Raw genomic sequence first — 26,297 nt, 5'->3', positions numbered from 1 at the left:
CATGCTGGCGTTCATCGGCGGCACCGGCCTGACCCGCATCGACGGCCTTACCATCCGCCAGCGGCACGCCGCCGGCACCCGTTTCGGCGAGCCCTCCGCGCCGGTGGTGGAAGGCGAACTGAACGGCGCGCCGGTGCTGTTCCTGGCCCGCCACGGCGACCCGCACACGCGCCTGCCGCACCAGGTCAACTACCGCGCCAACCTGCTGGCGCTCAAGGAAGCCGGCGCCAGCGCCATCGTCGCCGTCAACGCGGTGGGCGGCATCACCGCCGCCACCGGCAGCCTGGTGATCCCCGACCAGATCATCGACTACACCTGGGGCCGCGACAGCACCTTCTTCGACGGCCCGGACGACCCCCTGGTGCACGTGGACTTCAGCTGGCCCTTCGACCGCGCCCTGCGCGAGCGGCTCAGGATCGCCGTGGAAGCCGCCAAGGCGCCCTGGCAGGACGGCGGCTGCTACGCCGCCACCCAGGGCCCGCGCCTGGAAACCGCCGCCGAAATCCAGCGCCTGGAACAGGACGGCAACAGCATCGTCGGCATGACCGGCATGCCCGAGGCGGTGCTCGCCCGGGAGCTGGGCCTGCCCTACGCCATGCTGTCGCTGGTGGTGAACCCGGCCGCCGGCAAGGCCGACCGGGAAATCACCATGGCGGAGATCGAACAGGTCCTCCACGACGGCATGGCCGGCGTGCGCCGGGCCCTGGCGGCCCTGGCCGCCAACCAGCCGTCCCCATGACCGAACGCTACGACGTCATCGTCCTCGGCGCCGGGGCGGCGGGGCTGATGTGCGCCGCCACCGCCGGCTACCAGGGCCACTCCGTGCTGGTGCTGGACCACGCCAACAAGCCGGGCAAGAAGATCCTCATGTCCGGCGGCGGGCGCTGCAACTTCACCAACCTGAACACCACCCCGGCGCACTTCACTTCCGCCAACCCGCATTTCTGCAAGTCCGCCCTGAACCGCTATTCCCCCTGGCACTTCCTGGAGCTGGTGGAGCGCCATGGCGTGGAGCACGTGGAGAAAGCCCCCGGTCAGCTGTTCTGCGCCGGTTCCAGCAAGGAAATCCTGCAACTGCTGCTCACCGAGTGCGATTGGGCCGGCGCCGAGGTGCGTCTGAACACCTCGGTGACCCACGTGAACGACCGGCCCGTGGCCGGCGCGGACGGCGGCGAAGGGCAGGGCGCCGATCCGGTCCTGGTGGCAAGCGCCGGCGACGGCTTCCGGCTGCGCACCGCCGGTGGCGAGCTGCACGCCCGCCGCCTGGTGGTGGCCACCGGTGGCCTGTCCATTCCCACCCTGGGGGCCGGGCCCTTCGGCTACCGCCTGGCGGAGCGCTTCGGGCTCACCGTGCTGCCCACCCGGGCCGGCCTGGTGCCCTTCACCCTGCAGCCGGCGGACAAGGCGTGGCTGGCGGAGCTGGCCGGGGTCAGCGCCGAGGTGGCCGCGGAGGCCGGCGGGCGCCGCTTCGAGGAGCCGTTGCTGATCACCCACCGGGGGCTGTCCGGCCCGGCCATGCTGCAGGTCTCCAGCTTCTGGCGGCCCGGCGACGAGGTGGCCGTGGACTGGCTGCCGGCGCTGGCGGACCCGGCGGCGGCCCTGCGCCAGGCCCGCGCCGAGCAGCCCGCCGCCGGCGTCGAGAAATGGCTGCGCGGCTTCTTCTCCCAGCGCCTGGCCGCCACCCTGGCGGAACACTTCGGCTGGCGCGGGCCGCTGCAGCACCAGAGCAACGAGCGACTGGCGGAGATCGCGGCGGTGCTCAAGGGCTGGCGCTTCAAACCCGCCGGCACCGAGGGCTACCGCACCGCCGAGGTGACCCTGGGCGGCCTGGACACGGACGCGGTGTCCTCCAAGACCTTCGAGGCCAAGGCGGTGCCGGGCCTGTTCTTCATCGGCGAGGTGCTGGACGTTACCGGCGAGCTGGGCGGCTTCAACTTCCAATGGGCCTGGGCCAGCGCCCACGCCGCCGGCCTGGCGCTCTGACCGCGCCGCCCGGTCGCTCCTACGGCATCTTCAACCGCCAATTGCGCACCACTACCGGGCACCGCCGTGTCGCCGCCGGTTAAAATGGCCCACCACTCACAGCAGGACGTGAACATGCCGGACAGCCCTCTGTTTGAATCGCTCAAACGCGCCGCCGACGATCCGGCGGCGCGGCCGGAATTCTACCGCCGGCTGCTGGCCGCCGAGGTCTTCGTGATTGGCCATGGGGACGGTCCCGGCGAGGGGAGGAGCACGGTGCCGGCGGGCGCCCATCTCTCCATCCAGCACTGGCAAAACGCCGAGGGTGAATCGGTGATCCCGTTCTTCACCGATCTGGAGGCCTTGCAGCGGGCCATCGATGAGGAGAAGAGCTACCTGGGGTTGCCGGCGCGCAGCCTGTTCGAGATGACCGCCGGCACCCGGCTGGTGCTCAATCCCCGTTCCGATTACGGCAAGGAATTCCACCCGGAGGAAATCCGCTCGCTGCTGGACAACGGCAGCAACCAGAGCCCGCAAACCCGCCGGGCGGAAGCCGACACCGACGTACTGCTCGGCCAGCCCTCGGACTACCCCACCGCCATGGTGGAAGCGCTCCAGCGTTTGCTGCCTGGCTACCCGGAGGTGGAGGCCGCTTATCTGTGTCTGATGCAGGAGGGCGGGGACGCGCCCCGGCAAAGCCTGCTGGTGGGGCTGCGCGGCGATGGCCTGGCCCGCGCCCGCCACGCCGCCGGTTCGGTGATCGCCGACACCGCTCCGGAAGGCCGCGCCGTGGATCTGATCGAGATCGCCGGCGATGCGGAGGAGGGCGGCGTGGCCGGCTACCTGTATCACCAGACCCGGCCGTTCTATGAACGGGACCGGCCCGCCGCGGCGGCGCCGGAGGCGCCCAAGCGCCCCTGGTGGCGCCGCCTGTTTGGTGGCTGATCCCCGACAGGGTGGCACCATCGTCCCTATAACCCTCTGATTCCCCTCAACAAATCCCCGTTGTTTTGTTTGCCTCGTCGTCGCGGCGTGAAACTTTCTCGGTAATTCCGTAACCCGCTTTCTCCCATCGGTATGGATGCGTCGGAGTGTGGTAATTCCGTGCCCGAATGCGCACGACGCCCGGCGCGCTCCCGGCGCAGACTCGATCCGTCGCGGCCCGTCCGCGACCACCAATGACATAACAATGAACAGCCGGAGAGAGCATCATGAAGTACCTGGAGCGGCTTATCGGTTTAACCCTGCTGGCCGGCGCGCTGGCCGCCTGTGGCGGCGGTGGCGGAGGTAGCGGCGGCACCACGGTGTCCAGCGACGGCGGAGGCGGCGAGGACCCGGCCACGCCACGGGCGGAAGATCCCATGGACCCGGCCCCGGCGCCGGAAGGCGCCTCCTTCGAGGGGCGCCAGTACCAGTGTCAGGATCAGGAGTGCGAGCAGGGCAAGTTCGCCGGCCCCTTCGCCGAGCCCACCATCCGCTACAGCGACGCCAGCACCGGCGACAACCTCAAGGTGGTGACCACCGACGACAAATGCCTGGAAGACAGCGAGGGCGACCTGCGCTGCAAGCCGGCGGCGGGCTCCATCGCGCTGCTGCCGGATAACCGGCTGGTCTACTTCAATGCCCTGGAAGGCACCGAGAACGTGGAGTTCTCCATCGTCGCCGAGTTCGGTTTCGTGGCGGTGAACGACCAGACCCGGGTACTCAACCTGGGCCCCGCCGGCCCCGAGGACCGCATCAGCTGGCAGCGGCCCTCGCCGGTGCGCGGCGGCGCCAACGTGGACGGCAACGACAGTGACACCCTGCTGCCTGGCGCCGAACTGAGCGACGCGGAAAGCACTCCGGGCAACGACGGTGCCCTGTTCTGCGCCGACGTGATCCAGCTCGCCGACGGCCGCATCATGGCGGTGGGCGGCACCGACTATTACACCGAGCCGTCCCTGGGCTCCGTGTTCCCCCAGGCCCGCGACGTGCTCGGGTCCATCGACAACGAGATCCCCCTGCCCAGCAACTTCGGCGACATCAGCGTGCCCGATGACATCGGCGTGGTGGAGCTGGAAGGCCTCAAGGACGCTCGCATCTTCAATCCCGAGGACAACAGCTGGACCCAGACCGGCGCCATGAACCACGGCCGCTGGTACCCCAGCCTGGTGACCCTGCCGGACGGCGACATCTTCGTGGCCAGCGGCGTCACCAAGCTGCTCAAGCCGGTCTACACCGGCGCCCTGATCGGCGGGGAAAGCAGCGGCCTGCGCGAGCTGCTGCAATCCGCCGACAACGTGCGCGCCAGCGAAACCTACGACCTGCAAAGCGGCACCTGGAGCGAGAACGGCGAGCGCCCGCTGCCGGGCCTGGACAGCACCGCCGGCAAACCGCTGCCGCTGTACCCGCGCCTGCACCTGCTGCCCAACGGCCAGGTGTTCTACAACGCCGCCGGCCAGGCGTTCAATCCGTTCGGCCAGTCCTACAACCAGGCGCAATGGAACTTCGTGTCCGCCTATGATCCCGAGCAGGAACTGTGGACCGATCTGGGCTACGCCGGCCTCAATGTGCAACTGGACGAGCTGGGCCTGGAGCGCATCACCAACGCCCTGACCCTGACCAGCCCGAATTTGCTGGAGGACCTGATCGGCACCGGCGAGGGCTTGCTCACCGGCCTGCTGGGCGCCCCCCTGGGCAGCCTGGAGCAGGTGCGGAACCTGCTCGGTGACGTGGCCGATCCGGAGGTGGCCAACCGGCTGCTGGGCGCCGGCTTCCGGGGCTCCACCTTCTCGATCATGATGCCGCTGCGCCAGAACGGCGCCGGCCAGTACGACACCGCCCGCTTCCTCACCGCCGGTGGCGTGGTGGGCGCGGTGGCCGCCACCAGCCCGGGCAGCTATCTGGCGGTGCCCAATGCCCGCATGGACACGGTGGAAGTGAACGTGCCGGACACCGAAAGCGGCATGCGCTATTCCTCGGAAATCGTCGGCAACCTGAACGGCCCGCGCTGGTATTCCACCGCCGTGCTGCTGCCGGACGGCTCGGTGATGGCCTTCAACGGCGCCAACCGGGACGAGGTGGTGCTGCCGGGCTCCGCCAACCCGGTGCAGGTCACCGAGCGGTTCGACCCCAACACCCGTACCTGGACGCCCATGGCCAGCTCCCTGAACCCGCGCACCTACCACAACACGGCGCTGTTGCTGCCGGACGGCCGGGTGCTGGTGGGGGGCCACGCGCCGATCAACACCGCCTACCTGTTCAGCCTCAACCTGGAAGAGCTGGGCTTCTCGCCCAATGACGGCCGCGACCCGTCGTTCGAGATCTACAGCCCGCCCTATGTGTTCAAGGACCGCCCGGAGATCCTGTCCGCGCCCACGGAGGTGTCCCACGGCGAGGCCATCGATATCCAGGTGGATGACGCCGCCGCCATCAACGAGGTGCTGCTGGTGCGGCGCACCAGCCTGACCCACCTGGTGGACGGCGATCAGCGCACCGTGGTGCTGCCGCACACCGTGGGCGACGGCCAGGTCAGCGTGACCATTCCGGGCAACGCGGCGGTGGCCCCCGCCGGGCACTACATGCTGTTCGTCAACCGGGTGGCCAGCGACGGCTCCGCCATGGTGGTGCCGTCCACCGCCGCCTCGGTTCAGGTGCTGTTGCCGGACGCGGCGCCGGCCCTGTTGGTCCGAAAATAGCTGGCCGGGCAATAAGGAGCGCGATCATGACGTTACCATTCCGCTTTGCCGGTCCGCTGGCCCTGGCCGGCCTGCTGCTGGCCGGCGCCGCCGGCGCCCACGGGCCGGAAGCCAAGGCCGTGAAGGCCCGGCTGGACCCGCTGCCGCCGGCCCTGGCCGGCGTCGACGTCCAGGTGCAGACCACGGTGGCGCCGCAGCTGGTGGTGGCCAACGACAGCGACCGAACCCTGGAAATTCTCGATGGGGAAGGGCGCGCCTTTCTGCGCATCGACCGGGGCGGGGTGCTGGCGGACCTGGCCAGCCCCGCCTGGTACCGGGGCCAGACCGCCGCCCGGGGCGTGCCCCTGCCGGAGGGCGTGACCCAGGACGCCGAGCCGCGCTGGGCCAAGGTCAACGACCGGCCCCACTGGGGCTGGTTCGACCCGCGCCTGCGCACCGACGACGTGGACGTGCCCCACGACCTGGAGCACGCCGGGCGCCCGGCGCGGCTCGCCGGGTGGACGGTGGCGGCGCGCCGGGACGGCGAGGCCACGGCCCTGGCCGGTGCTTTTCGCTATGAGCCGCTGCCGCCGGGACGCTTCTTGTCCCGGCTCACCTCCGACCCGGCGCTCACCGAGGGCGTCTCCGTGACCCTGGCGCCAGGCACGGTGCCGGCGCTGCACCTGCACAATCAGGGGGAGAAACCGGTGACGGTGGCCGACGCCCAGGGCCGGCCCTGGCTGCGCGTGGGACCCGGCGGCAGCTTTCTGAACGCCGCGCCGGAGGCGGCCGGGCCGCGATGGGTGAAGGTGGCCGGCGGGCCCCGCTATACCTGGACCGAGCCCCGCGCCGCCTACGGCGAACGCTGGCCCACGGAGGCGGTGCTGGACGCCGGCGAGCGCGCCCGGGTAAGTACCTGGACCCTGCCGGTGACGGTGGGGGACACGCCGGTGGCGGTCACCGGCGAGGTGCTGTGGGTGCCCGGCGAGCGGGTGGCCGAGGCCGGGCATCATCATTAGCGCCGGCGCGGCCAGGGCTAATCGCGACTGAAGCGGAACGCCGCCCGGTCGCTCCTACAACACCTCTCCGACAGCTGTAGGAGCGACCGGGCGGCGTTCCGCTTTAGTCGCGATCAACCGCGGCCACCGGACAACCGCCCCAACACCCCCTCCACCACCTCGAAGCGCTCGGCGGCGGTCTCCGACTCCAGCTCGAAGCGCAGGGTGCTGGCGCCCTCCAGCTTGTAGAGGTTGGGCCCGGACTGCACCAGCTTGACGATGGTGAGCGGGTCCACCGGCGTGCGCTCGGCGAACTCCAGCTTGCCGCCGCGCGGGTGGGCGTCCAGCCTTGTAATGCCCAGGGCCTCGGCGCGCTGGCGCAGGGCGGTGACCCGGAACAGGTTCTTGAGCGGCTCCGGCAGCAGGCCGAAGCGGTCGATCATCTCCACCTGCAGCTCTTCCAATTGTTCCGTGGTCTTGCAGCCGGCGATGCGCTTGTACAGCGTCAGCCGGGTGAACACGTCCGGCAGGTAATCCTCCGGGATCAGCGCCGGAATGCGCAGGTTTACCTCCGGCCCGCCGGACAGCGGCTTGGCGGTGTCCGGCTGCTCGCCGTTCTTGAGCGCTTCCACCGCCTGTTCCAGCATCTCCATGTACAGTGAGAAACCGATCGCTTCCATGTTGCCGTGCTGCTCCTCGCCGAGCAGCTCGCCGGCGCCGCGAATCTCCAGGTCCTGGCTGGCCAGCACGAAGCCGGCGCCCAGATCGGTGGCCTGCTCGATGGCCTCCAGGCGTTTGAGGGCATCCTTGGTCATGGCCCGCGGGCTGGGGGTGATCAGGTAGGCGTAGGCCTGGTGGTGGCTGCGACCCACCCGGCCGCGCAGCTGGTGCAGCTGGGCCAGGCCGAGCTTGTCGGCGCGCTCGATGATGATGGTGTTGGCGCTGGGCACGTCGATACCGGTCTCGATGATGGTGGTGCACACCAGCACGTTGAAGCGGCGGTGGTAGAAGTCGCTCATCACCGCTTCCAGCTCGCGCTCGCGCATCTGCCCGTGGGCGATGCCGACCCGCGCGTCCGGCACCATCTTGCGCAGTTCCTCGGCGGTGCGCGCCATGGTGTCGATGTCGTTGTGCAGGTAATAGACCTGGCCGCCGCGCAGCAGCTCGCGCAGGATCGCTTCCTTGATGGCGGTGGAATCCCTCTGCTGCACGAAGGTCTTCACCGACAGCCGTTTCTGCGGCGCCGTGGCGATGATGGAAATGTCGCGCATGCCGCTCATGGCCATGTTCAGGGTGCGTGGAATCGGCGTGGCGGTGAGCGTGAGAATGTCGCACTCGGCGCGCAGTTCCTTGAGCCGTTCCTTGTGGCGCACCCCGAAGCGGTGCTCCTCGTCGACGATGATCAGGCCCAGGTCGGAGAACGACACGCTTTCCTGCAGCAACTGGTGGGTGCCGACGATGATGTCCACCTTGCCGGCCTTGAGCCGGTCGAGCACCTCGGCTTTTTCCTTGGCGCTGCGGAACCGCGACAGCACCTCGATGTTCACCGGCCAGTCGGCGAAGCGGTCCACGAAGGACTCGTAATGCTGCTGGGCGAGCAGGGTGGTGGGCACCAGCACCGCCACCTGGGCGCCGCTCTGCACCGCCACGAAGGCGGCGCGCATGGCCACCTCGGTCTTGCCGAAGCCCACGTCGCCGCACACCAGCCGGTCCATGGGCTTGGCCAGCTGCATGTCGCTGATCACGGCGCGGATGGCGGCCTCCTGGTCGGGCGTTTCCTCGAACGGGAAACCGCTGGCGAAGCGCTCGTAGTCCTCCGACTCGACGCCGAACGGCCGGCCCTGGCGGGCCTCCCGGCGGGCGTAGGTGTTGAGCAACTCGGCGGCCACGTCGTTGATCTTCTCGGCGGCCTTCTGGCGCGCCTTGCTCCATTGCTCGGTGCCCAGCCGGTTCAGGGGCGGGTGGTCGCCGCCGCCGTAGCGGCTGATCAGGTGCAGCGACGACACCGGCACGTAAAGCTTGTCGCCGCCGGCGTATTCCAGCAGCAGGAATTCATGGGGCTGGCCGTCCACGGTCATGTGGGTCAGGCCCTGGTAGCGGCCCACGCCATGGTCCAGGTGCACCACCGCCGCGCCGATGCTGAGCTCGCCCAGGGAGCGGATGCCCAGATCGTTGCCGCTGTCCTCGCTGGTGCGCCGGCGGCGGCGCTGCATCACCCGCTCGCCGTACAGCTCGCTCTCGCTGACCACCAGCAGTTCGTGTTCCGGGGCGTAAAAGCCGGCGTCCAGCTCGCCCCGGGTCAGGTTCCAGCGTTGCGGGTCGGCGATGAAGTCCGCCCAGCCGTCCTTGAGCGCCGGCTGGATGCCGATCTTCTGCATCAGCTCCAGCAGGGCTTCCCGGCGGCCGGCGGTCTCGGCCACCACCAGGATGCGGGTGTCCGGGTGCTCGTCGGCGAAGGTGTGCAGCGGCGCCAGCGGGTTGCGGGCGCGCGGGTCGGCGGCCACCGACGGTGGCGCCTGCACCCGGAACGACACCGCCTGGTCGCTGTCGCGCTGGCGGGCCCGGGGCAGCCCCTTCCAGGCCGCGTCCAGCTCGTCCGGGCGCAGGAACAGCCGCGCCGGCGGCAGCACCGGCCGGTGGATGTCGTGGCGGCGCGACTCGTAGCGGGCGCCCACTTCGTCCCAGAAGTGGCTGGCGGCCTCCTCGCAGCCGGCCATCTCCAGGGCCCGGGCGTTGTCCGGCAGGTAGTCGAACAGGGTGGCCAGGCCGTCGAAGAACAGCGGCAGGTAGTACTCCAGCCCCGGCGCGGCGATGCCCTCGGACACGTCCTGGTAGAGCGGCACATGGCGCGGGTCCACGTCGAAGGTGTCGCGGAAGGCGGTGCGGAAACGGCGAATGCCCTCGGCGCTGAGCGGGTACTCGGCGGCGGGCAGCAGGTTGATCTCGTCGACCTGGCCGGTGGAGCGCTGGCTTTCCGGGTCGAACAGGCGCAGGGATTCGATGTCGTCGTCGAACAGCTCCACCCGGAACGGCTGGGTGGAGCCCATGGGGAACACGTCCATGATGGCGCCGCGCACGGCGAACTCGCCGTGCTCGTAGACGTTGTCGCGCTGCCGGTAGCCGCAATCCACCAGCTGCGAGCGGGTGCGCTCCATGTCGAACGCCTCGCCCACGCGCAGCATGAAGCTGTTGCCGCCGATGTGCGACGGCGGCGCCAGCCGTTGCATCAAGGTGTTGATGGGCACCACCAGCACCCCGGCGCGGGCGCCGCGCAGCCAGTTGAGCACCCGGATGCGATCGCTGACGATGTCCTGGTGGGGACTGAACAGGTCGTAGGGCAGGGTCTCCCAGTCCGGGAACAGCATCACCGGCAGGTCCGGCGCGCCGCCGGTGCCCCCGGTGGCGTCGCCCGCCACAGGGGTGCCTGCCACAGGGGTGCCTGCCACAGGGTTGCCTGCCAGATAAAAGCTCAGCGCGTCGGCCAGTTGCTGGGCGCGGCCGCTGCCCGGCGCGGCCACCACCAGGGGGCCGTCCAGGGAGCGCGCCACCTGGGTGAGCACCGCCGCCAGGCTGCCGTCGGAAAGCCCGCGCCAATCCTTGAAGTGCTCGGCGCCGGCGGGAAACAGGGGAGTATCGGGTAACAGGGTCATCGTGCCTCCATCGAGGGCGCGCATTGTAACGCAGCCGCGTGACGGGTTCATGAGGCTTCACCGTAGGAGCGGCTTTAGCCGCGATGATTGTGGTAGCATCCCGCCGCTCGGTATACGCAGAGGCAGACAATGAAAGAATCGGTTCGCGAATTGATGCAGCGCTTCAGCCTGGAGCCCCTGGAAGACAATCTGTTCCGGGGACAAAGCGAGGCCAACGGCCAGCGCAGCATCTTCGGCGGCCTGGTGGCCGGCCAGGCGCTGCTGGCGGCGTCCATGACGGTGCCGGAGGAGCGGCCGGTGCATTCCCTGCACGCCTACTTCCTGCGCCCCGGCGACATCCGCCGCCCGGTGATCTACGACGTGGACCGCATCCGCGATGGCAAGAGCTTCACCACCCGGCGCGTGAACGCCATTCAGCACGGTCGTCCCATTTTCAGCCTGGCCGCTTCCTTCCAGGTGGAAGAGGAGGGCGCCCGGCACCAGGCGCCCATGCCCGAGGTGCCCGCCCCGGAGGAACTGGAAACCGATGAGCAGGCCCGCCTGCGCATGGCCGACCGGATTCCCAAGCAGTTCCGCGACGACTTCCTCCGCGAGCGGCCCCTGTCGTTCCGCCCGGTGACCCCCCGCGACGCCTTCGAGCCGGAATCCCGGGAGCCGGTCAAGCGCTTCTGGTTCAAGGTGGGCGACACCGTGGAAGCGGACCGCATGACCCAGCGGGCGCTGCTCGCCTACTGCTCCGACTACGGTTTCATGGGCACCGCCATGCAGCCCCACGACATGACCTTCTGGCAGAGCAACGTGCAGTGCGCCAGCCTCGACCACACCATGTGGTTCTACGACGATTTCCGGGTCGACGACTGGCTGCTCTATGACTGCCAGAGCCCCGGCGCCGCTGGCGCCCGGGGCCTGACCTTCGGCAACATCCACCGCCGCGACGGCGTGCTGGTGGCCACCGTGGCCCAGGAGGGGCTGATGCGCCTGCGCCCCGGCGAGGAGCTGGTGTAACCGGCACACGAGCGACCACCGGGTCGCGGCACCGCTGGATGCGGCCGGCGTTTGGCGCTATCATGCGCGCGCCCCGGGTCCGGTCCCCCGAGGACCGGTAAACCGACCTGCAGAACCTGACTGAGAGGCGCCCCGTGAACAAACTGGAAGACCACTTCGGACGCTGGAAAAACCGCGAAGAGATCGCCGAGGCCATGATCCCCATGATCGGCCGTCTCTACCGGGAAAAGAATGTGACCACCTCGGTGTACAGCCGCTCCCTGGTCAACAATTCCGTGATCCAGATCCTCAAGACCCACCGTTTCGTTAAGCAGATCGAAGGGTCCGAGCTGTTCGAGAGCGGCCTGTCCGTGGTCGACTCCTTCCCGATTCTGCAGGAAGTGTCCAAGCTGGACATCGGCCCCAGCCGCATCGACATCGGCAAGCTGGCGGTGGCCTACAAGAAGGACAACCGCGGCCTGTCCGTGGAGGACTTCGTCCGCGAGGAACTGGCGGAAGCGGTCAACGACAAGGTGGACCTGCCCGGCCAGACCGACGTGGTGCTGTACGGCTTCGGCCGCATCGGCCGCCTGCTGGCCCGCCTGCTGATCGAGAAGACCGGCTCCGGCGACGGCCTGCGCCTGAAGGCCGTCGTGGTCCGCGAATCCGGCAAGGAAGACCTGCAGAAGCGCGCCAGCCTGCTGCGCCGCGACTCCGTGCACGGTCCGTTCGCCGGCACCATCGCCGTCGATGAGGAAGAAAACGCCATCATCGCCAACGGCAACTACATCAAGGTGATCTACGCCAACGATCCGTCCAAGGTGGATTACACCCAGTACGGCATCAACAACGCCATCCTGGTGGACAACACCGGCAAATGGCGGGATCGCGAGGGTCTTTCCCAGCACTTGCAGTGCGCCGGCGTGCAGCGCGTGATCCTCACCGCGCCCGGCAAGGGCGACCTCAAGAACATCGTGCCCGGCGTCAACCACGACCTGGTCACCGCCGAGGACACCATCCTGTCCCTGGCCAGCTGCACCACCAACGCCATCGTGCCGCCGCTCAAGGCGCTGAACGACAAGTTCGGCATCGAAGTGGGCCACGTGGAAACGGTGCACTCCTACACCAACGACCAGAACCTGCTGGATAACTTCCACAAGGGTCCGCGTCGTGGTCGCGCCGCGCCGTTGAACATGGTGCTCACCGAAACCGGGGCCGCCACCGCCGCCGCCAAGGCGCTGCCGGATCTGGCCGGCCGGCTCACCGGCAATTCCATCCGGGTGCCGACCCCGGACGTGTCCATGGCGATCCTGAACTTGACCCTGGGCAAGGAAACCACGCTCGAAGAGCTGAATGATTACCTGCGCTGGGTGAGCCTGCATTCGCCGCTGCAGCGTCAGATCGACTTCATCAGCAGCCCGGACGCGGTCTCCACCGACTTCGTCGGCTCCCGTCACGCCGCCGTCATCGACGCCGAGGCCACCATTGTCAACAATGGCCGCCACTGCGTGCTGTACGTGTGGTACGACAACGAATTCGGGTACAGCTGCCAGGTGGTGCGCCTGCTGCAGCAACTGTCCGGGGTGGTATACCCCATTTACCCGAAAGACTGACCGGTCAGAGGAAAAAGCCCGCTTCCGCGGGCTTTTTTTCGGGAATACCCACACGGGCAATCCTGGCATCCGGACCGGTCGGTCATTATAATGTCGCGCGCCGGCCCGGCGCCGGCCTCTCCGGAGCTTGGTGCCCGGACTTCCCGAACGGGTGTTCCTGACGCTTTCTGCCGGTTTCCGCGCGCCTTCCCGCCTCCACCGCGATTCAGCGGTCCCCGGGGAAAGCGCCGCTCGACTTCAGCAACACGCAACGTGGGCGAGACACTATGATCAAAATCAAGAAGGGGCTTGACCTTCCCATCGCCGGTGCGCCGCGCCAGGCGATCGAGGAGGGTCATCAGGTCCGTTCTGTCGCCGTGCTCGGCGGCGACTACGTGGGGATGAAACCGACCATGGAGGTCCGCGAAGGCGACACGGTCAAGAAGGGCCAGCTGCTCTTCACGGATAAAAAGACCGACGGTGTGAAATACACCGCGCCCGCCGGCGGCAAGGTCACCGCCGTGAACCGCGGCCACAAGCGCGTTCTCCAGTCCGTGGTGATCGAAATCGCCGACCAGGAGGAGGAAATCACCTTCACCGCCCACGACCCGGCGTCCCTGGCCTCCCTGGACCGGGAAGCCGTGCAGACGCAACTGGTCGACTCCGGCGAGTGGACCCTGCTGCGCACCCGCCCCTACGGCAAGGTGCCGGCGCCGGGCAGCGCCCCCAACTCCATCTTCGTCACCGCCATCGACACCAACCCCCTGGCCCAGGACCCGGCGGTGGTGATCAAGGAGAACGAAGAGAGCTTCCGCCACGGCCTCACCGTCCTGACCCGCCTCACCGACGGTCCGGTGTGGGTGTGCAAGGCGGCCGGCGGCGATCTGCCGTCCTTCGCCGAGGGCCAGATCCGCGAGCAGGCCTTCGGTGGCAAGCATCCGGCGGGCAACGCCGGCACCCATATCCATCATCTGGATCCGGTGAGCATGCAAAAAACCGTATGGAGCCTGGGCTACCAGGAGGTGATCGCCATCGGCAAGCTGTTCACCACCGGCTCCATCGCCACCGACCGAGTGCTGGCCCTCACCGGCCCGCAGGTGAAGACCCCGCGTCTGCTGCGCACCCGCGTCGGCGCCAGCCTCGAGGACTTCACGCGCGGTGAACTCAAGGACGGCGACAATCGCCTGATCGGCGGGTCCGTGTTCAACGGCCACCACGCCCGCGGTCCGCTGATGTACCTGAGCCGTGTCGCCAACCAGGTGACGGTGCTGCGCGAAGGCCGCGACCGGGATCTGCTGGGCTACATCTCCCCCGGCATGAACCGCTTCTCGGTGATGAACATCTACCTGTCCAAGCTGATGCCCGGCAAGCGCTTCAACCTCACCACCACCACCAACGGCAGTGAACGGGCGATGGTGCCGATCGGCGCCTACGAGCAGGTCATGCCGCTCGACATTCTGCCCACCCAGCTGCTGCGCTCGCTGATCGTCGGCGACACCGACAGCGCCACGGCGCTGGGCGCCCTGGAGCTGGTGGAGGAGGACCTGGCCCTGTGCACCTATGTGTGCCCCGGCAAGTACGAGTACGGGCCGATCCTGCGCGACAACCTGACCACGATCGAGGCGGAGAGCTGAGATGGGCCTGAGAAACTACATCGACGACAAAATCGCGCCTCACTTCCACGAGGGCGGCAAGCTCGAGAAGTACTACGTCTTCTTCGAGATGTTCGACACCATGCTGTACAGCCCGGACTCGGTGACCCGGTCCGCGGCCCACGTGCGCGACGGCATCGACCTCAAGCGGATCATGATGACCGTGTGGTTCGCCACCTTCCCGGCGATCCTGTTCGGCCTGTACAACACCGGCTACCAGGCCAACCTGCAGATCACCGAGTTCGGCTACGACGCCATCCCCGGCTGGCGCGCGGACCTGGTGATGGCGCTCACCGGCTTCGACTACCAGAGTTTCTGGGCCAACCTGCTGCACGGCCTGGTCTACTACGTGCCGATCCTGATCGCCGTTTACCTCACCGGCTTCTTCTGGGAGGCGCTGTTCGCCTGGAAGCGCGGCCATGAGGTGAACGAAGGCTTCTTCGTCACCGGCATCCTGTTCACCCTGATCCTGCCGCCGGCGATTCCGCTCTGGCAGGTGGTGCTGGGCGTGTCCTTCGGCGTGGTGATCGGCAAGGAAGTGTTCGGCGGCACCGGCAAGAACTTCCTCAACCCGGCGCTGGTGGGCCGTGCCTTCCTTTACTTCGCCTACCCGGCGCAAATGTCCGGCGACGCCATCTGGACCGCCGTGGACAACTTCTCCGGCGCCACCCCCCTGGGCCTGGCCGCCAACGGCGACCTGAACTTCGCCGCCGGCCTGTCCGAGAACGCCCTGTCCGCGAGCGCCAACGGCGCCACCCAGAGCCTGGCCTGGATGGACACCTTCCTGGGCGGCATCCAGGGCTGCATCGGCGAAACCTCGGTGATCGCCATCGGCCTGGGCGCGGCCTTCCTGCTGCTCACCAAGATCGCCTCCTGGCGCATCATGCTCGGCGTGCTGCTCGGCGTGGTGGCCATGAGCAGCCTGTTCAACGCGATTGGCAGCGACTCCAACGCCATGTTCGCCATGCCCTGGTACTGGCACCTGACCGTGGGTGGCCTGGCGTTTGGCCTGGTGTTCATGGCCACCGACCCGGTGTCCGCGGCCATGACCAACACCGGCAAGCTGATTTTCGGCGCGCTGATCGGCGTCATGACGGTACTGATCCGGGTGGTCAACCCGGCCTTCCCGGAAGGCATCATGCTGGCCATCCTGTTCGGCAACCTGTGCGCGCCCCTGATTGACTACTTCGTGACCCAGGCGAACATCCGTCGTCGCCTGCGTCGGACCGGTGGAGCGGTGTAATGGCTGGAAACAAAGAGAGCGTAGCAAAAACCCTCACGGTCGCGTTCCTGGTCTGTCTGGTGTGCGCCGTGGTGGTGTCCACCGCCGCGGTGACCCTGCGTCCCGTGCAGCAGAAGAACCAGACCCTGGACCGCCGCGTCAACATTCTGCAGGCCGCCGGCCTCTACCAGCCCGGCATGGACGTGCAGGCGGCGTTCGAGACCATTGAACGTCGCTTCGTCGATCTGGAAACTGGGGAGTACGTCGACAAGCCGGACTCCTACGACCAGCTCAAGGCCGCCAAGGACCCGGAGCAGAGCGAGGCGCTCAGCGGCGACGAGGACATCGCCAGCATCAAGCGCCAGGCGGACGTGGCCGAGGTGTTCCTGGCCCGTGATGACAGCGGCGACCTGAGCCGCATCATCCTGCCGGTGCGCGGCTATGGTCTGTGGTCCACCCTCTACGGCTTCATGGCCCTGGAGCCGGACGCCAAGACCATCGCCGGCCTGGGCTTCTACCAGCACGGCGAGACCCCGGGTCTTGGCGGCGAGGTGGACAATCCCAAGTGGAAGGCACTCTGGGAAGGCAAGAAAATCTACGACGAAGACGGCGACGTGGCCATTCAGGTCATCAAGGGCACTGTCGACGGCAAGACGCCCAACGCGGAAAACAAGGTGGACGGCCTGGCCGGCGCCACCCTGACCAGCAAGGGCGTAAGTCATCTGGTGCGCTTCTGGGTCGGTGAAAAGGGCTTCGGCCCCTACCTGGAGCGCATGCAGCAGAACGGCGCCGGTGATGCCGGATCCGACGCCGGCGAGACTGGAGGAGAGGCGTAATGGCGGAGAAGACCAAGGACCTGTTGTTCGGTCCCATTTTCGACAATAACCCCATCGCGCTGCAGATCCTGGGTATCTGCTCCGCGCTGGCGGTGACCAGTAACCTGAGCACCACGGTGACCATGTGTATCGCGCTGACCCTGGTGGTGGCGTTCTCCAACTTCTTCGTGAGCACGATCCGCAACACCATTCCGTCGAGCATTCGGATCATCGTGCAGATGACCATTATCGCGTCGCTGGTGATCGTGGTGGATCAGTTCCTGAAAGCCTACGCCTACAGCATCTCCAAGCAGCTGTCGGTGTTCGTCGGCCTGATCATCACCAACTGCATCGTGATGGGCCGCGCGGAAGCCTTCGCCATGAAGAACGCGCCGGTTCCTTCCTTCATGGACGGCATCGGCAACGGCCTGGGCTACTCCGTGCTGCTGCTCACCCTGGGCTTCGTGCGCGAGCTGTTCGGCGCCGGCAGCCTGTTCGGGATGCAGGTGCTGCCCAGCACCGCCGACGGTGGCTGGTACCAGACCAACGGCCTGCTGCTGCTGCCGCCCAGCGCCTTCTTCCTGATCGGCTTCTTTATCTGGGCGGTGCGGACCTGGAAGCCGGAGCAGGTGGAAGAGGACGACTTCAAGATGAAGCCGCACAGCCGCGTCAGCGACGCGTTTTAACGGCGTGGAACAGGGGAGTTAAGCAATGTTTGAACATTATATCAGCCTGTTCGTCCGCGCCGTGTTCGTGGAGAACATGGCGCTGGCCTTCTTCCTGGGGATGTGTACCTTCATCGCCATTTCCAAGAAGATCTCCACCGCCATCGGTCTGGGCATCGCCGTGGTCGTGGTGCTCACCATCACCGTTCCGGTGAACAACCTGATCCTCAAGTACCTGCTCGACGAGGGCGCGCTGGCCTGGACCGGCATCGACGCCCTGGCCAACCTGGACCTGCGGTTCCTGGGGCTGCTCAGCTACATCGGCGTGATCGCGGCGATCGTGCAGATCCTGGAGATGACCCTGGATAAGTACGTGCCGAGCCTGTACAACGCCCTGGGCATCTTCCTGCCGCTGATCACCGTGAACTGCGCCATTCTCGGCGCGTCCCTGTTCATGGTGGAGCGCGATTACAACTTCGGCGAATCCCTGGTTTATGGCATCGGCGCCGGCACCGGCTGGGCCCTGGCGATCACGCTGCTGGCCGGTATCCGCGAGAAGCTGAAGTACAGCGACGTTCCCGACGGCCTCAAGGGCCTGGGCATCACCTTCATCACGGTGGGCCTGATGTCACTCGGGTTCATGTCCTTCTCCGGCGTGCAACTCTAAGGGTAAGGGGAGAGCCAGAACATGAGTTTTGAAATCATTCTCGGCGTGGTCATGTTCACCGCCATCGTGCTCGCGCTGGTGGCGGTGATTCTCGCCGCCCGCTCGCGGCTGGTGATCAGCGGCGACGTCCACATCGACATCAACGGCGACCAGGAAAAGAGCATCGACGCCCCGGCCGGCGGCAAGCTGCTCGGCACCCTGGCCGACCAGGGCATCTTCCTGTCCTCCGCCTGCGGCGGCGGCGGCACCTGCGCCCAGTGCAAATGCCAGGTGCTTGACGGTGGCGGTGACATTCTGCCCACCGAGGAAGGCCACTTCACCAAGGGCGAAATCCGCGACGGCTGGCGTCTGAGCTGTCAGGTGAACGTCAAGCAGGACATGAAGATCAAGGTGCCCGAGGAATTCTTCGGCGTGAAGAAATGGGAATGCGAAGTCGTTTCCAACCCCAACGTGGCCACCTTCATCAAGGAGCTGACCCTGAAGCTGCCGGAAGGCGAGGAAGTGGACTTCCGCGCCGGCGGTTACGTGCAGCTCGAAGCGCCGCCCTACGACATCGATTTCTCCAACTTCGAGATCGACGAGGAGTTCCGCGGCGACTGGGAGCGTTTCAAGTTCTTCGACCTCAAGGCGAAGAGCAACGAGACCGTGGTGCGCGCCTACTCCATGGCCAACTACCCGGAAGAGAAGGGCATCCTCAAGTTCAACATCCGGATCGCCACGCCGCCTCCGGGCGCCAAGGACATTCCGCCGGGCCTGATGAGCTCCTACGTCTTCAACCTGAAGCCGGGCGACAAGATCACCGTGTTCGGTCCCTTCGGTGAGTTCTTCGCCAAGGACACCGACGCCGAGATGGTGTTCATCGGCGGCGGCGCGGGCATGGCCCCCATGCGCAGCCACATCTTCGACCAGCTCAAGCGCCTCAACTCCAAGCGCAAGATCAGTTTCTGGTACGGCGCGCGCTCCTGGCGCGAGACCTTCTACAACGAAGAGTACGACCAGCTGGCCGAGGAAAACGACAATTTCGAGTGGCACCTGGCCCTGTCCGATCCTCAGCCCGAGGACAACTGGGAAGGCCCCACCGGCTTCATCCACAACGTGGTCTACGACATGTACCTCAAGGACCACCCGGCACCGGAAGATTGCGAGTACTACATGTGCGGTCCGCCGATGATGAACGCCTCCGTGATCAAGATGCTCGAGGATCTGGGCGTCGAGCCGGAGAACATCATGCTGGATGACTTCGGGGGGTGATTAAACCTCGGGTGTCGCGGCTGAAGCCGCTCCTACCGCGCCACGTGCCGTAGGAGCGACTTCAGTCGCGATCCGACGCCGCTCCTCGGCATCCCCCAACCCGCGAATCGGCAGCCCCATGCGAATCCCTCTCTTCCGCCTGTTCCCGCTCCTCGCTCTCCTGGCGCTCCTCGCCGCCTGCGACGACACCAACGACCGCCTGTCCGCGCTCACCGGCCCCACCATGGGCACCACCTGGTCGGTGAAATTCACCGGCACGCCGAGCGGCGGCGTCCCGGCGCTGCGCCAGAACATCGAGGCCGCCCTGGAGCAGGTCAACGCGGACATGAGCACCTACCGGGAAGACGCCACCATCAGCCGCTTCAACCGGGCCGATGCGGGCCGGGCGGTGACCGTCTCCAAGGACTTCGCCAGGGTTCTGCGGGAAGCCCTGTCCATCTCCAGGGATACCGACGGCGCCTACGACGTGACCGTGGGGCCGCTGGTCAACCTGTGGGGCTTCGGGCCCGACCCGGAGCGCTTCGAGCCGCCGCCGGAGGCGGACATCGAGGCGGCCCGGGCCCGGGTCGGCTGGGACAAGCTCAAGCTCAACGGCGACCAGCTGGCGCAGCCCGGCGGGGTCTACCTGGACCTGTCGTCCATCGCCAAGGGCTTCGCCGTGGACAAGGTGGCGGAAGTGCTGGAAAACGCCGGTATCAAGAACTATCTGGTGGAAATCGGCGGCGAACTCCGCGCCGGCGGACGCAAACCCTACGGCCAGCCCTGGCGCATCGCCGTGGAACGCCCGATCCCCGGCGTCCGCGAAATGGAAAAAGTCATCGCCCTCAAGGACCTGTCCATCGCCACCAGCGGCGATTACCGCAATTTCTTCGAGGACGACGGTACCCTCTACTCGCACACCATCGATCCGCGCACCGGCTACCCGGTGGGCCATCAACTGGGCTCCGTCACCGTGTTACACTCCAGTTGCATGGTGGCGGATGGTCTGGCCACCGCGCTCACCGTGCTGGGGCCGGAAAAAGGGCGGGCCTTCGCCGAGGCCCGCGAACTGCCGGCGCTGTTCATTGTCCGAACCGATGACGGCCCCGAGGAAATCATGACCCCCGCCTTCCGGGCCCTCCTGGAAGCCGAGGAAGGAGAAAACTGAGATGCTCGCCACTGTACTCGCCAGCTTCGTGATCGTGGCCCTGCTGTTCACCGGCATGGCCATCGGCGCCATCCTGGCCAACAAACCCGTGAAAGGCTCCTGCGGCGGTCTCGCCGCCCTGGGCATGAAGGACGGCTGCGAAATCTGCGGCGGCGACAAGGACGCCTGCGACGAAAACACCCGCCAGGTCAACGCCCAACGCGCCGCCGAGCTCGGCCGCGACGTCCTCAAAACCTGAACCGGCACCGCGGCCGGCGCCCCGCGCCGCCCGCCGCGATCCGGCCTATCCCGAGGGCCGCCGCTCATTGCCGCGATGGCCCTTCAGTCCGCCAAAAAGGCGCGAATCTCTTCCTCGCGGGCCTTGGCGTCCTGATACCCCAACGCCATCAGCCGCCCGGTGAATCCCGGCTCGAACAGCAGATAGCTCACCGCCGAGGCCCCCGGTGACCGGGTGGCGCCGGAGCCGCGCAGGAAGAAGCGCAGGGTGCGCGGCAGCTCCTTGGTGTGCTCGGCGGCGATTTCGTCCAGGGGCTGGGACGGGTAGATCTTCAGCACATCCACCTGACGCAACTGGATCTCGTGCTGGTTGCGGGCCCGGTTGCTGAGGGCCTGCACGGTGCGGTTAATGCGCTCGAGACGTTCCACGTCCCCTTCCAGGGTGTCCACGAACACGCTGTCGAGCACATGGCCGAGCACCTGGGCCAGGGATGGGTAGCCGCTCAGCTGGCGCTGGTGCTCGGCGGAGGAATTGCCGGACACGCCGATCACCAGCAGGCGGTCGGCGCCCAGGTGCAGGGCCGGGCTCACCGGGGCCAGCTGGCGCACGGCGCCGTCGCCGTAGTAGCGGCCGTCCACTTTCTCCGCCGGGAACAGCAGCGGGATCGCCGCCGAGGCGAGCAGATGCTGCACGCCGATGGCGGAGCGCCGCCCCAGCCGCCTCGCCCGGTTCCATTCCGGCAGATCCGGCGCGCCCTGGAAGAACGCCACGGACTCCCCGGAAGCGTAACTGGACGCGGTGATCGACAGTGCCCGCAGGTGACCCTCATCGATGCTCTGGCCAATGCGCTGGAAGTTGATCACCAGCCGCAGCAGCCGTTTCAGCGGCGTGTTGTCGAGCAAGGCGCTGCGCGTGGTGCCCCGGCCGGCGGCGGCGGAGCTGAACAGCCAGCGCAGCAGGCTGCGCAGGAAGGCGACGATGTCGGTGCGGTAGACCTGGTCGGCGGTCATGTTGGCCCACACCTGCTCCAGGCCGCGCACTGCCTGGCGGTAATCGTGGGCGCCGGCGGCCAGGCCGGCGGCGTTGATGGCCCCGGCGGAGGTACCGCAGATGATCGGAAAGGGGTTGGCGGCGGTGGGCGGTGTCATGTCCGCGATGGCGCTGAGCACGCCCACCTGGTAGGCGGCGCGGGCGCCGCCGCCGGACAGAATCAGCCCCCGCGTGGGGGCGGACGAAACTGGCATGGTGCGATCTCCTTATGGCGGCATTATGGGCGACGGCGGGCGGCCCGTCATCCGTCGGAAACCGCTGGCGCCCGGCGCCGGGGCGGCGCTATGCTGGCCGCACTTCAACGGATAAACCCATGGCCCATCGTTTTACCTTCCGCCCCGCCCGTTCCGACGACCTCGATGCCCTCACCGCCCTGGAGCGCCGCTGCTTCCAGAGCGACCAGCTGTCACGCCGCAGCTTCCGCCACTGGATCCGCCAGGCCCATTCCGGCCTGATTCTGGCGGAGGCCGAGGACGGGGCTCTGGCCGGCTACGCCCTGGTGATCCTGCAGCGTGGCACGCGCCTGGCGCGGCTGTATTCCATCGCCACCGATCCGCGGCGGCGCGGCCAGGGCCTGGGCGAACAGCTGCTGGACGCCGCCGAGGACTACGCCCACCAGGAGAAACGCCTGTACCTGCGCCTGGAGGTACGCCGCGACAACGCCGCCGCCATCCGCCTCTATGAGCGGCGCGGCTACAAGCTGTTCGCGCGCACGCCGGATTACTACGAGGACCACGAGGACGCCCTGCGCTACCAGAAGCGGCTGCACTACACGCCCCAGGGCAGCAGCCGGCTGGCGGTGCCCTGGGTGCGTCAGAGCACTGAATTCACCTGTGGCCCGGCCTGCCTGCAGATGGCCCTGGCCGCGCTGCTGCGGCGCACGCCGGACGAGCGCGAGGAGCTGCTGATCTGGCGCGAGGCCACCACCATCTTCATGACCGCCGGTCACGGCGGCTGCCACCCCCTGGGGCTGGCCCTGGCGGCGCGCCGGCGGGGGCTGAACGCGGAGGTCTACTGCAACCAGCGCGGGCCGCTGTTCCTGGATTCCGTACGCGACGAGAACAAGAAGCGGGTGATCGAGACCGTGCACGGTCATTTCGAGGAGGAGGCCCGCGCGCTGGCGATTCCGGTTCACTACCAGGAACTCACCGCGACCCGGCTGGACCGGGCGCTGCAAAACGGAGAAGTGGCCATCGTGCTGATCAGCACCTGGCGGCTGGACGGGCGCAAGGCGCCCCATTGGGTGGTGGTGAGCGGCGCCGATGAGGAATGCTTCTACATCCACGACCCGGATCCGGCGGAGGATCAGGTGCCGCTGGATTGCCAGCACGTGCCGATCACCCGGGACCGTTTCGAGCGCATGACCCGCTACGGGCAGGCCCGCCTGCGTACCGCCGTCATCGTCGGCCGGCCGGATCGCGACTGAAGTCGCTCCTACAGTGGCTATTGGCAAGGTTTTGTAGGAGCGACTTCAGTCGCGATTGGCGCGGCGCTTATTGAAGTGGGCGATGAAGCTGGTGGGGAAATCGGTGATGATGCCGTCCACTCCCAGCCCGGCCAGGCGCTCCGCTTCCATCAGATCGTTCACCGTCCAGGTGGACACCTTCAGGCCCCGGCGCCGGGCGCGGCGCATCAGCGCCGGCGTCACCAGGGAATGGCGCGGCATCACCCAGGCGCAGCCCAGCCCGGCGGCGCGGCGGGTGGGCTGCTGGTAGCGGTATTCCACCACATAGCCGCGCTCCACCCGGGGCGTCATATTGCCCAGCATGCGCAGAAAGCCTGTGTGTTTGGAGGTCACCACCACCCGGTCGTGCAGCCCCAGCTCGTCGATCAGCGCCACCAGCTGGTGGGCGAGACGGTGGAGCAGGGTGGATTCGGTGCCCTTCACCTCGAACTGGAACCGCATGTCCGGGCCGCACAGCGCCACCACCTCGCGCAGGGAGGGAATGCACACCGGGCTGTGCCAGCCAGGCGTGTTGTGGCGCGCGTCCAGCACGCCCAGCTGCGCCAGGGTGTAGTGGTGCGCCTTGCCGCGCTCGCCGGTGGTGCGGGTAACGTGCTGGTCGTGCACCACGATCAGGTGCCCGTCCCGGGACAGGCGCACGTCCAGCTCCACTTCGCGGACGCCGGCTTCCAGGGCGACCTGGAAACCGGCCAGGGTGTTTTCCGGGGCCTCGCCGCGGGCGCCGCGGTGGCCGACAATGGTGGGGATGCCTTGGGTCATGGGTCTCTTGTGCTTTGCGCGGACGCCCGCTGGATCGCCGGGCATTGTGCGTGGGCGTTCCGGCCGCATCAATAGCCGCGTGGCAATTGTCATGGAAGAGTCATGTTGCGCCTGCTAGGGTTGGCCCACCGCGAACCGCCGGAGACCGGGATGGGTTCCCTGATCAAGGCATACGCGGTGCTGTTCGTGCGCTCCTGGAACCCGGACTACGACGGCACCGTAAGCGGCGTCTCGCCGCGACGCTGGCTGGTCATGGCCGGCTTCTGGCCCCTGTTCCTGCTGGTGCAGACGATCAACGGCCTGGGGCTGCTGCTGGATCACCTGCTGTTTCCCGATTTCCGCCGCGTGCGGGTGCGCGAGCCCCTGTTCGTGGTGGGCGTGCCGCGCAGCGGCACCACCTTCCTGCACCGGCTGCTGGCCGCCGACGACAAACGCTTCACCACCACCGCCCTGTGGGAGCTGATCTTCGCTCCCTCGATCACCCAGCGCTGCCTGTGGCGCGGGGCAGGGCGGCTGGACGCCCTGGTCGGGCGCCCGCTGGGGCGCGCCTTCCAATGGGCCGAGCGGCGTCTGCTGGGCGGCCTGGACGACGTCCACAAGACCGGCCTGCGCGACCCGGAGGAAGATTATCTGGCGCTGCTGCCGGTGCTGGGTTGTTTTCTGCTGGTGCTGGCCGTGCCGGATCCGCGCCTGTGGCGGCTCACCTACGCGGACCGCGACCTGCCGGCGGCGGAGAAGCACCGGCTGATGGCCGCCTACCGCCGCTTCGTGCAGCGTCACCTTTATTTCCATGGCGACCACCTGACGTTCCTGTCGAAGAACCCGTCCTTCACGCCGCTGATGGCGACGCTGGCGGCGGCCTTCCCGGACGCCCGCTTCATCGGCTGCCTGCGCAACCCGACGGCGGCGGTGCCCTCGCAGATCAACTCCATCGTTATCGGTGCCCGGGTGTTCGACGGCCGCGACACCGCCGCCTACTGGCGCGAAGGCTTCCTGGGCATGCTCGACTATTACTACCGCCATCTGCTCGACCAGCTGGCGCGCCTGCCCGCCGAGCGCCAGGCCCTGTCCGTGATGGAAACCCTGGCCGCCGAGCCCCGCGCCACGGTGGAAGGCTTCTACCACCGCTTCGGCCTGACCCCGTCGCCGGCCTACCAGGCCCGCCTGGCCGCCGAGGACGAACGCGCGCGGCGCTACCGCAGCGGCCACCATTATTCCCTGGAGAACCTGGGCGTGGCACCGGAACGGCTGCGCGAGACCTTCGGCTGGGTCTACGAAAAGTTTGGTTACCCCTTGCCGGGGGATGAACACGAGTGACATTTCTCTTGTCACAAATCGGAAATAAGTGGTACTCATACTGCCTGTTATGAAAACAAAAGACCTGCGCGTACTTTTTGTCGTAGACGCCATGAAGGGCCGAAATGGCGTCGGAGCCTACTTCCAGGACCTGGTGGCGCACCTCGACCACGAGGTGGAAAGGGCCGAGCTGGTCTGTCCCAGCCTGGAGGACCCGCACCCCTGCCAGGGCATGTCCATGCCGATCCCCGGCGACCCCACCCAGCGGCTGTTCTTCCCCAAGATGCGGGAGCTGAGCGCCCTGGTGTGGGAGATGAAACCCCACGTCATCGTGATCCCCGGGCCGGGCATTTTCTCCCTGGGCGCCTATTGGATCGCCGGCAAGCTGGGCATTCCGGTGTGCGTCACCTTCCAGACCGACTACGACCGTCTGGTGCAGCTGTATTGGGGGCCGCGCCTGGCGCGCCTGGCCGGCGGCCTGCTCAACTGGCTCAACCGGGCCATGTTCCGGGGCAGCAGCGCCGTGGCCACCATCTGCGACAGCATGATCGCCGACGCCCGCGCCGCCGGCGCCCGCCACCCGCAACTGGTGGGCACGCCCCTGGGCGCGGAATTCGTCAACAGCGAGGTCACGCCCCTGGCGGATGAGGCGGACTCCGTGCTCTACGTGGGCCGGCTGGCGGCGGAAAAGAACATCGAACATTTCCTGGCCCTGGCCGAGGCGCGCCCGGACTGCCGCTTCACCGTGGCCGGCGACGGCCCTCTGCGCGGCCTGGTGGAACAGCGCCAGAAGGACCTGCCCAATCTGAATTTCCTGGGCTGGTGCAGCCGCGAACGGGTGGTGGCGGAGCTGGACGGCCACCAGGTGCTGGTGTTGCCCTCCGCGGTGGAGGCGTTCGGCACCGTGGCCCTGGAAGCCCTGGCCCGGGAGCGGCTGGTGATCACCACACCGGTGTGCGGCATCAATCAATGGCCGGCCCTGGCCCGCGCCCTTACCGTGGCCGAGGCCGACGAGCCCCTGGCGGACACCCTGGCCCGCCTGCAAGCGATGACGCCGGAACAGCGCCGCGAGCAGGCCCGTGCCGGCCGCGAGGCCGCACTGGCCATGAACGGCGAGGCCGTGAACGGCTGGCTGCAGGTCCTGCAGGGCTGCGCCCGCCAGGGCGCCTTCCTGCCCAAGCCGCGCCGCTCACCGACCCTGGCGGTGCTGCGCCGCCTGAGCACCAACCAGGCCCGCCCCGGGCTCTGA

General features: G+C 67.8%; 21 protein-coding genes. 18 read left to right on the top strand and 3 right to left on the bottom strand.

Annotation, left to right across the window (positions count from 1 at the left end):
- Window position 1 precedes the first annotated feature (1 nt).
- The 5 genes from HMJ39_RS12845 (at window position 2) to HMJ39_RS12825 (ending at window position 6,637) form a co-directional block, all read left to right on the top strand.
- Window positions 2-739 carry an S-methyl-5'-thioinosine phosphorylase gene (locus HMJ39_RS12845; protein WP_194297629.1) on the top strand — a complete coding sequence of 246 codons (738 nt, stop codon included), beginning with the start codon at window positions 2-4 and terminating at the stop codon, window positions 737-739.
- Window positions 736-1,983: a BaiN/RdsA family NAD(P)/FAD-dependent oxidoreductase gene (locus HMJ39_RS12840; RefSeq protein WP_194297628.1), complete on the top strand. Its 1,248-nt coding sequence runs from the start codon at window positions 736-738 to the stop codon at window positions 1,981-1,983. The genes HMJ39_RS12845 and HMJ39_RS12840 overlap by 4 nt, the downstream gene beginning before the upstream one ends.
- Before the next feature lie 114 nt (window positions 1,984-2,097).
- On the top strand, window positions 2,098-2,907 hold the full coding sequence (locus HMJ39_RS12835) for an enhanced serine sensitivity protein SseB C-terminal domain-containing protein (RefSeq protein WP_194297627.1): 810 nt from the start codon (window positions 2,098-2,100) through the stop codon (window positions 2,905-2,907).
- Between the two features lie 266 nt (window positions 2,908-3,173).
- Window positions 3,174-5,639 (top strand): galactose oxidase-like domain-containing protein, encoded by a 2,466-nt coding sequence (locus HMJ39_RS12830; protein ID WP_194297626.1) that lies wholly within the window; start codon window positions 3,174-3,176, stop codon window positions 5,637-5,639.
- A 26-nt stretch (window positions 5,640-5,665) separates the two neighbouring features.
- Entirely contained in the window at window positions 5,666-6,637 is a 972-nt protein-coding gene (locus HMJ39_RS12825; protein ID WP_194297625.1) for a hypothetical protein, read from the top strand.
- 113 nt (window positions 6,638-6,750) lie between these two features.
- Here HMJ39_RS12825 and mfd read toward each other — a convergent pair whose 3' ends face one another.
- On the bottom strand, window positions 6,751-10,266 hold the full coding sequence (mfd, locus tag HMJ39_RS12820; RefSeq protein ID WP_194297624.1) for a transcription-repair coupling factor: 3,516 nt from the start codon (window positions 10,264-10,266) through the stop codon (window positions 6,751-6,753).
- Window positions 10,267-10,395: 129 nt separating this feature from the next.
- On the opposite strand from mfd, the gene tesB reads away from it, so the two are divergent.
- The 10 genes from tesB (at window position 10,396) to nqrM (ending at window position 20,499) form a co-directional block, all read left to right on the top strand.
- Entirely contained in the window at window positions 10,396-11,271 is an 876-nt protein-coding gene (gene tesB / locus HMJ39_RS12815) for an acyl-CoA thioesterase II (RefSeq protein ID WP_194297623.1), read from the top strand.
- A 134-nt stretch (window positions 11,272-11,405) separates the two neighbouring features.
- Complete coding sequence (locus tag HMJ39_RS12810) at window positions 11,406-12,863, top strand: glyceraldehyde-3-phosphate dehydrogenase (protein WP_161384731.1); 1,458 nt, start codon at window positions 11,406-11,408, stop codon at window positions 12,861-12,863.
- Window positions 12,864-13,129: 266 nt separating this feature from the next.
- Window positions 13,130-14,476 carry a Na(+)-translocating NADH-quinone reductase subunit A gene (locus HMJ39_RS12805; RefSeq protein ID WP_194297622.1) on the top strand — a complete coding sequence of 449 codons (1,347 nt, stop codon included), beginning with the start codon at window positions 13,130-13,132 and terminating at the stop codon, window positions 14,474-14,476.
- Between the two features lies 1 nt (window position 14,477).
- Complete coding sequence (locus HMJ39_RS12800; RefSeq protein ID WP_194297621.1) at window positions 14,478-15,737, top strand: NADH:ubiquinone reductase (Na(+)-transporting) subunit B; 1,260 nt, start codon at window positions 14,478-14,480, stop codon at window positions 15,735-15,737.
- Window positions 15,737-16,552 (top strand): Na(+)-translocating NADH-quinone reductase subunit C, encoded by an 816-nt coding sequence (locus tag HMJ39_RS12795; protein ID WP_194297620.1) that lies wholly within the window; start codon window positions 15,737-15,739, stop codon window positions 16,550-16,552. Before HMJ39_RS12800 ends, HMJ39_RS12795 begins: the two co-directional genes overlap by 1 nt.
- Window positions 16,552-17,217 (top strand): NADH:ubiquinone reductase (Na(+)-transporting) subunit D, encoded by a 666-nt coding sequence (locus tag HMJ39_RS12790; protein WP_194297619.1) that lies wholly within the window; start codon window positions 16,552-16,554, stop codon window positions 17,215-17,217. Before HMJ39_RS12795 ends, HMJ39_RS12790 begins: the two co-directional genes overlap by 1 nt.
- Before the next feature lie 25 nt (window positions 17,218-17,242).
- On the top strand, window positions 17,243-17,863 hold the full coding sequence (gene nqrE, locus HMJ39_RS12785) for an NADH:ubiquinone reductase (Na(+)-transporting) subunit E (RefSeq protein ID WP_194297618.1): 621 nt from the start codon (window positions 17,243-17,245) through the stop codon (window positions 17,861-17,863).
- Window positions 17,864-17,884: 21 nt separating this feature from the next.
- The gene (nqrF, locus tag HMJ39_RS12780; RefSeq protein ID WP_194297617.1) at window positions 17,885-19,114 is read left to right on the top strand and encodes an NADH:ubiquinone reductase (Na(+)-transporting) subunit F; all 1,230 of its coding nucleotides are present in this window, start codon (window positions 17,885-17,887) and stop codon (window positions 19,112-19,114) included.
- A gap of 118 nt (window positions 19,115-19,232) precedes the next feature.
- Window positions 19,233-20,261, top strand: a complete 1,029-nt coding sequence (locus HMJ39_RS12775) for an FAD:protein FMN transferase (RefSeq protein ID WP_194297616.1) — start codon at window positions 19,233-19,235, stop codon at window positions 20,259-20,261.
- Window position 20,262: 1 nt separating this feature from the next.
- Window positions 20,263-20,499, top strand: a complete 237-nt coding sequence (gene nqrM / locus HMJ39_RS12770; protein WP_161384745.1) for a (Na+)-NQR maturation NqrM — start codon at window positions 20,263-20,265, stop codon at window positions 20,497-20,499.
- A gap of 83 nt (window positions 20,500-20,582) precedes the next feature.
- Here the strand turns inward: nqrM and HMJ39_RS12765 are convergent, their stop codons facing one another.
- A complete protein-coding gene (locus tag HMJ39_RS12765; RefSeq protein ID WP_161384747.1) occupies window positions 20,583-21,722 on the bottom strand; it encodes a patatin-like phospholipase family protein in 1,140 nt (379 codons plus the stop codon).
- A gap of 119 nt (window positions 21,723-21,841) precedes the next feature.
- On the opposite strand from HMJ39_RS12765, the gene HMJ39_RS12760 reads away from it, so the two are divergent.
- The gene (locus HMJ39_RS12760; RefSeq protein ID WP_194297615.1) at window positions 21,842-22,954 is read left to right on the top strand and encodes a GNAT family N-acetyltransferase/peptidase C39 family protein; all 1,113 of its coding nucleotides are present in this window, start codon (window positions 21,842-21,844) and stop codon (window positions 22,952-22,954) included.
- A gap of 45 nt (window positions 22,955-22,999) precedes the next feature.
- On the opposite strand, the gene HMJ39_RS12755 is transcribed toward HMJ39_RS12760, so the two are convergent.
- Window positions 23,000-23,752: a glycerophosphodiester phosphodiesterase gene (locus tag HMJ39_RS12755; protein ID WP_194297614.1), complete on the bottom strand. Its 753-nt coding sequence runs from the start codon at window positions 23,750-23,752 to the stop codon at window positions 23,000-23,002.
- A 150-nt stretch (window positions 23,753-23,902) separates the two neighbouring features.
- On the opposite strand from HMJ39_RS12755, the gene HMJ39_RS12750 reads away from it, so the two are divergent.
- Both HMJ39_RS12750 and HMJ39_RS12745 read left to right on the top strand, forming a co-directional pair.
- Window positions 23,903-25,069, top strand: coding sequence for a sulfotransferase family protein (locus HMJ39_RS12750; RefSeq protein WP_161384752.1), 1,167 nt, complete (start codon window positions 23,903-23,905; stop codon window positions 25,067-25,069).
- A gap of 91 nt (window positions 25,070-25,160) precedes the next feature.
- Window positions 25,161-26,297: a glycosyltransferase gene (locus tag HMJ39_RS12745; protein WP_228462338.1), complete on the top strand. Its 1,137-nt coding sequence runs from the start codon at window positions 25,161-25,163 to the stop codon at window positions 26,295-26,297.

The sequence above is a fragment of the Alloalcanivorax profundimaris genome (assembly GCF_015265435.1).
Lineage (GTDB): Bacteria > Pseudomonadota > Gammaproteobacteria > Pseudomonadales > Alcanivoracaceae > Alloalcanivorax > Alloalcanivorax profundimaris.
This window is presented reverse-complemented; position numbering and strand designations above follow the sequence as displayed.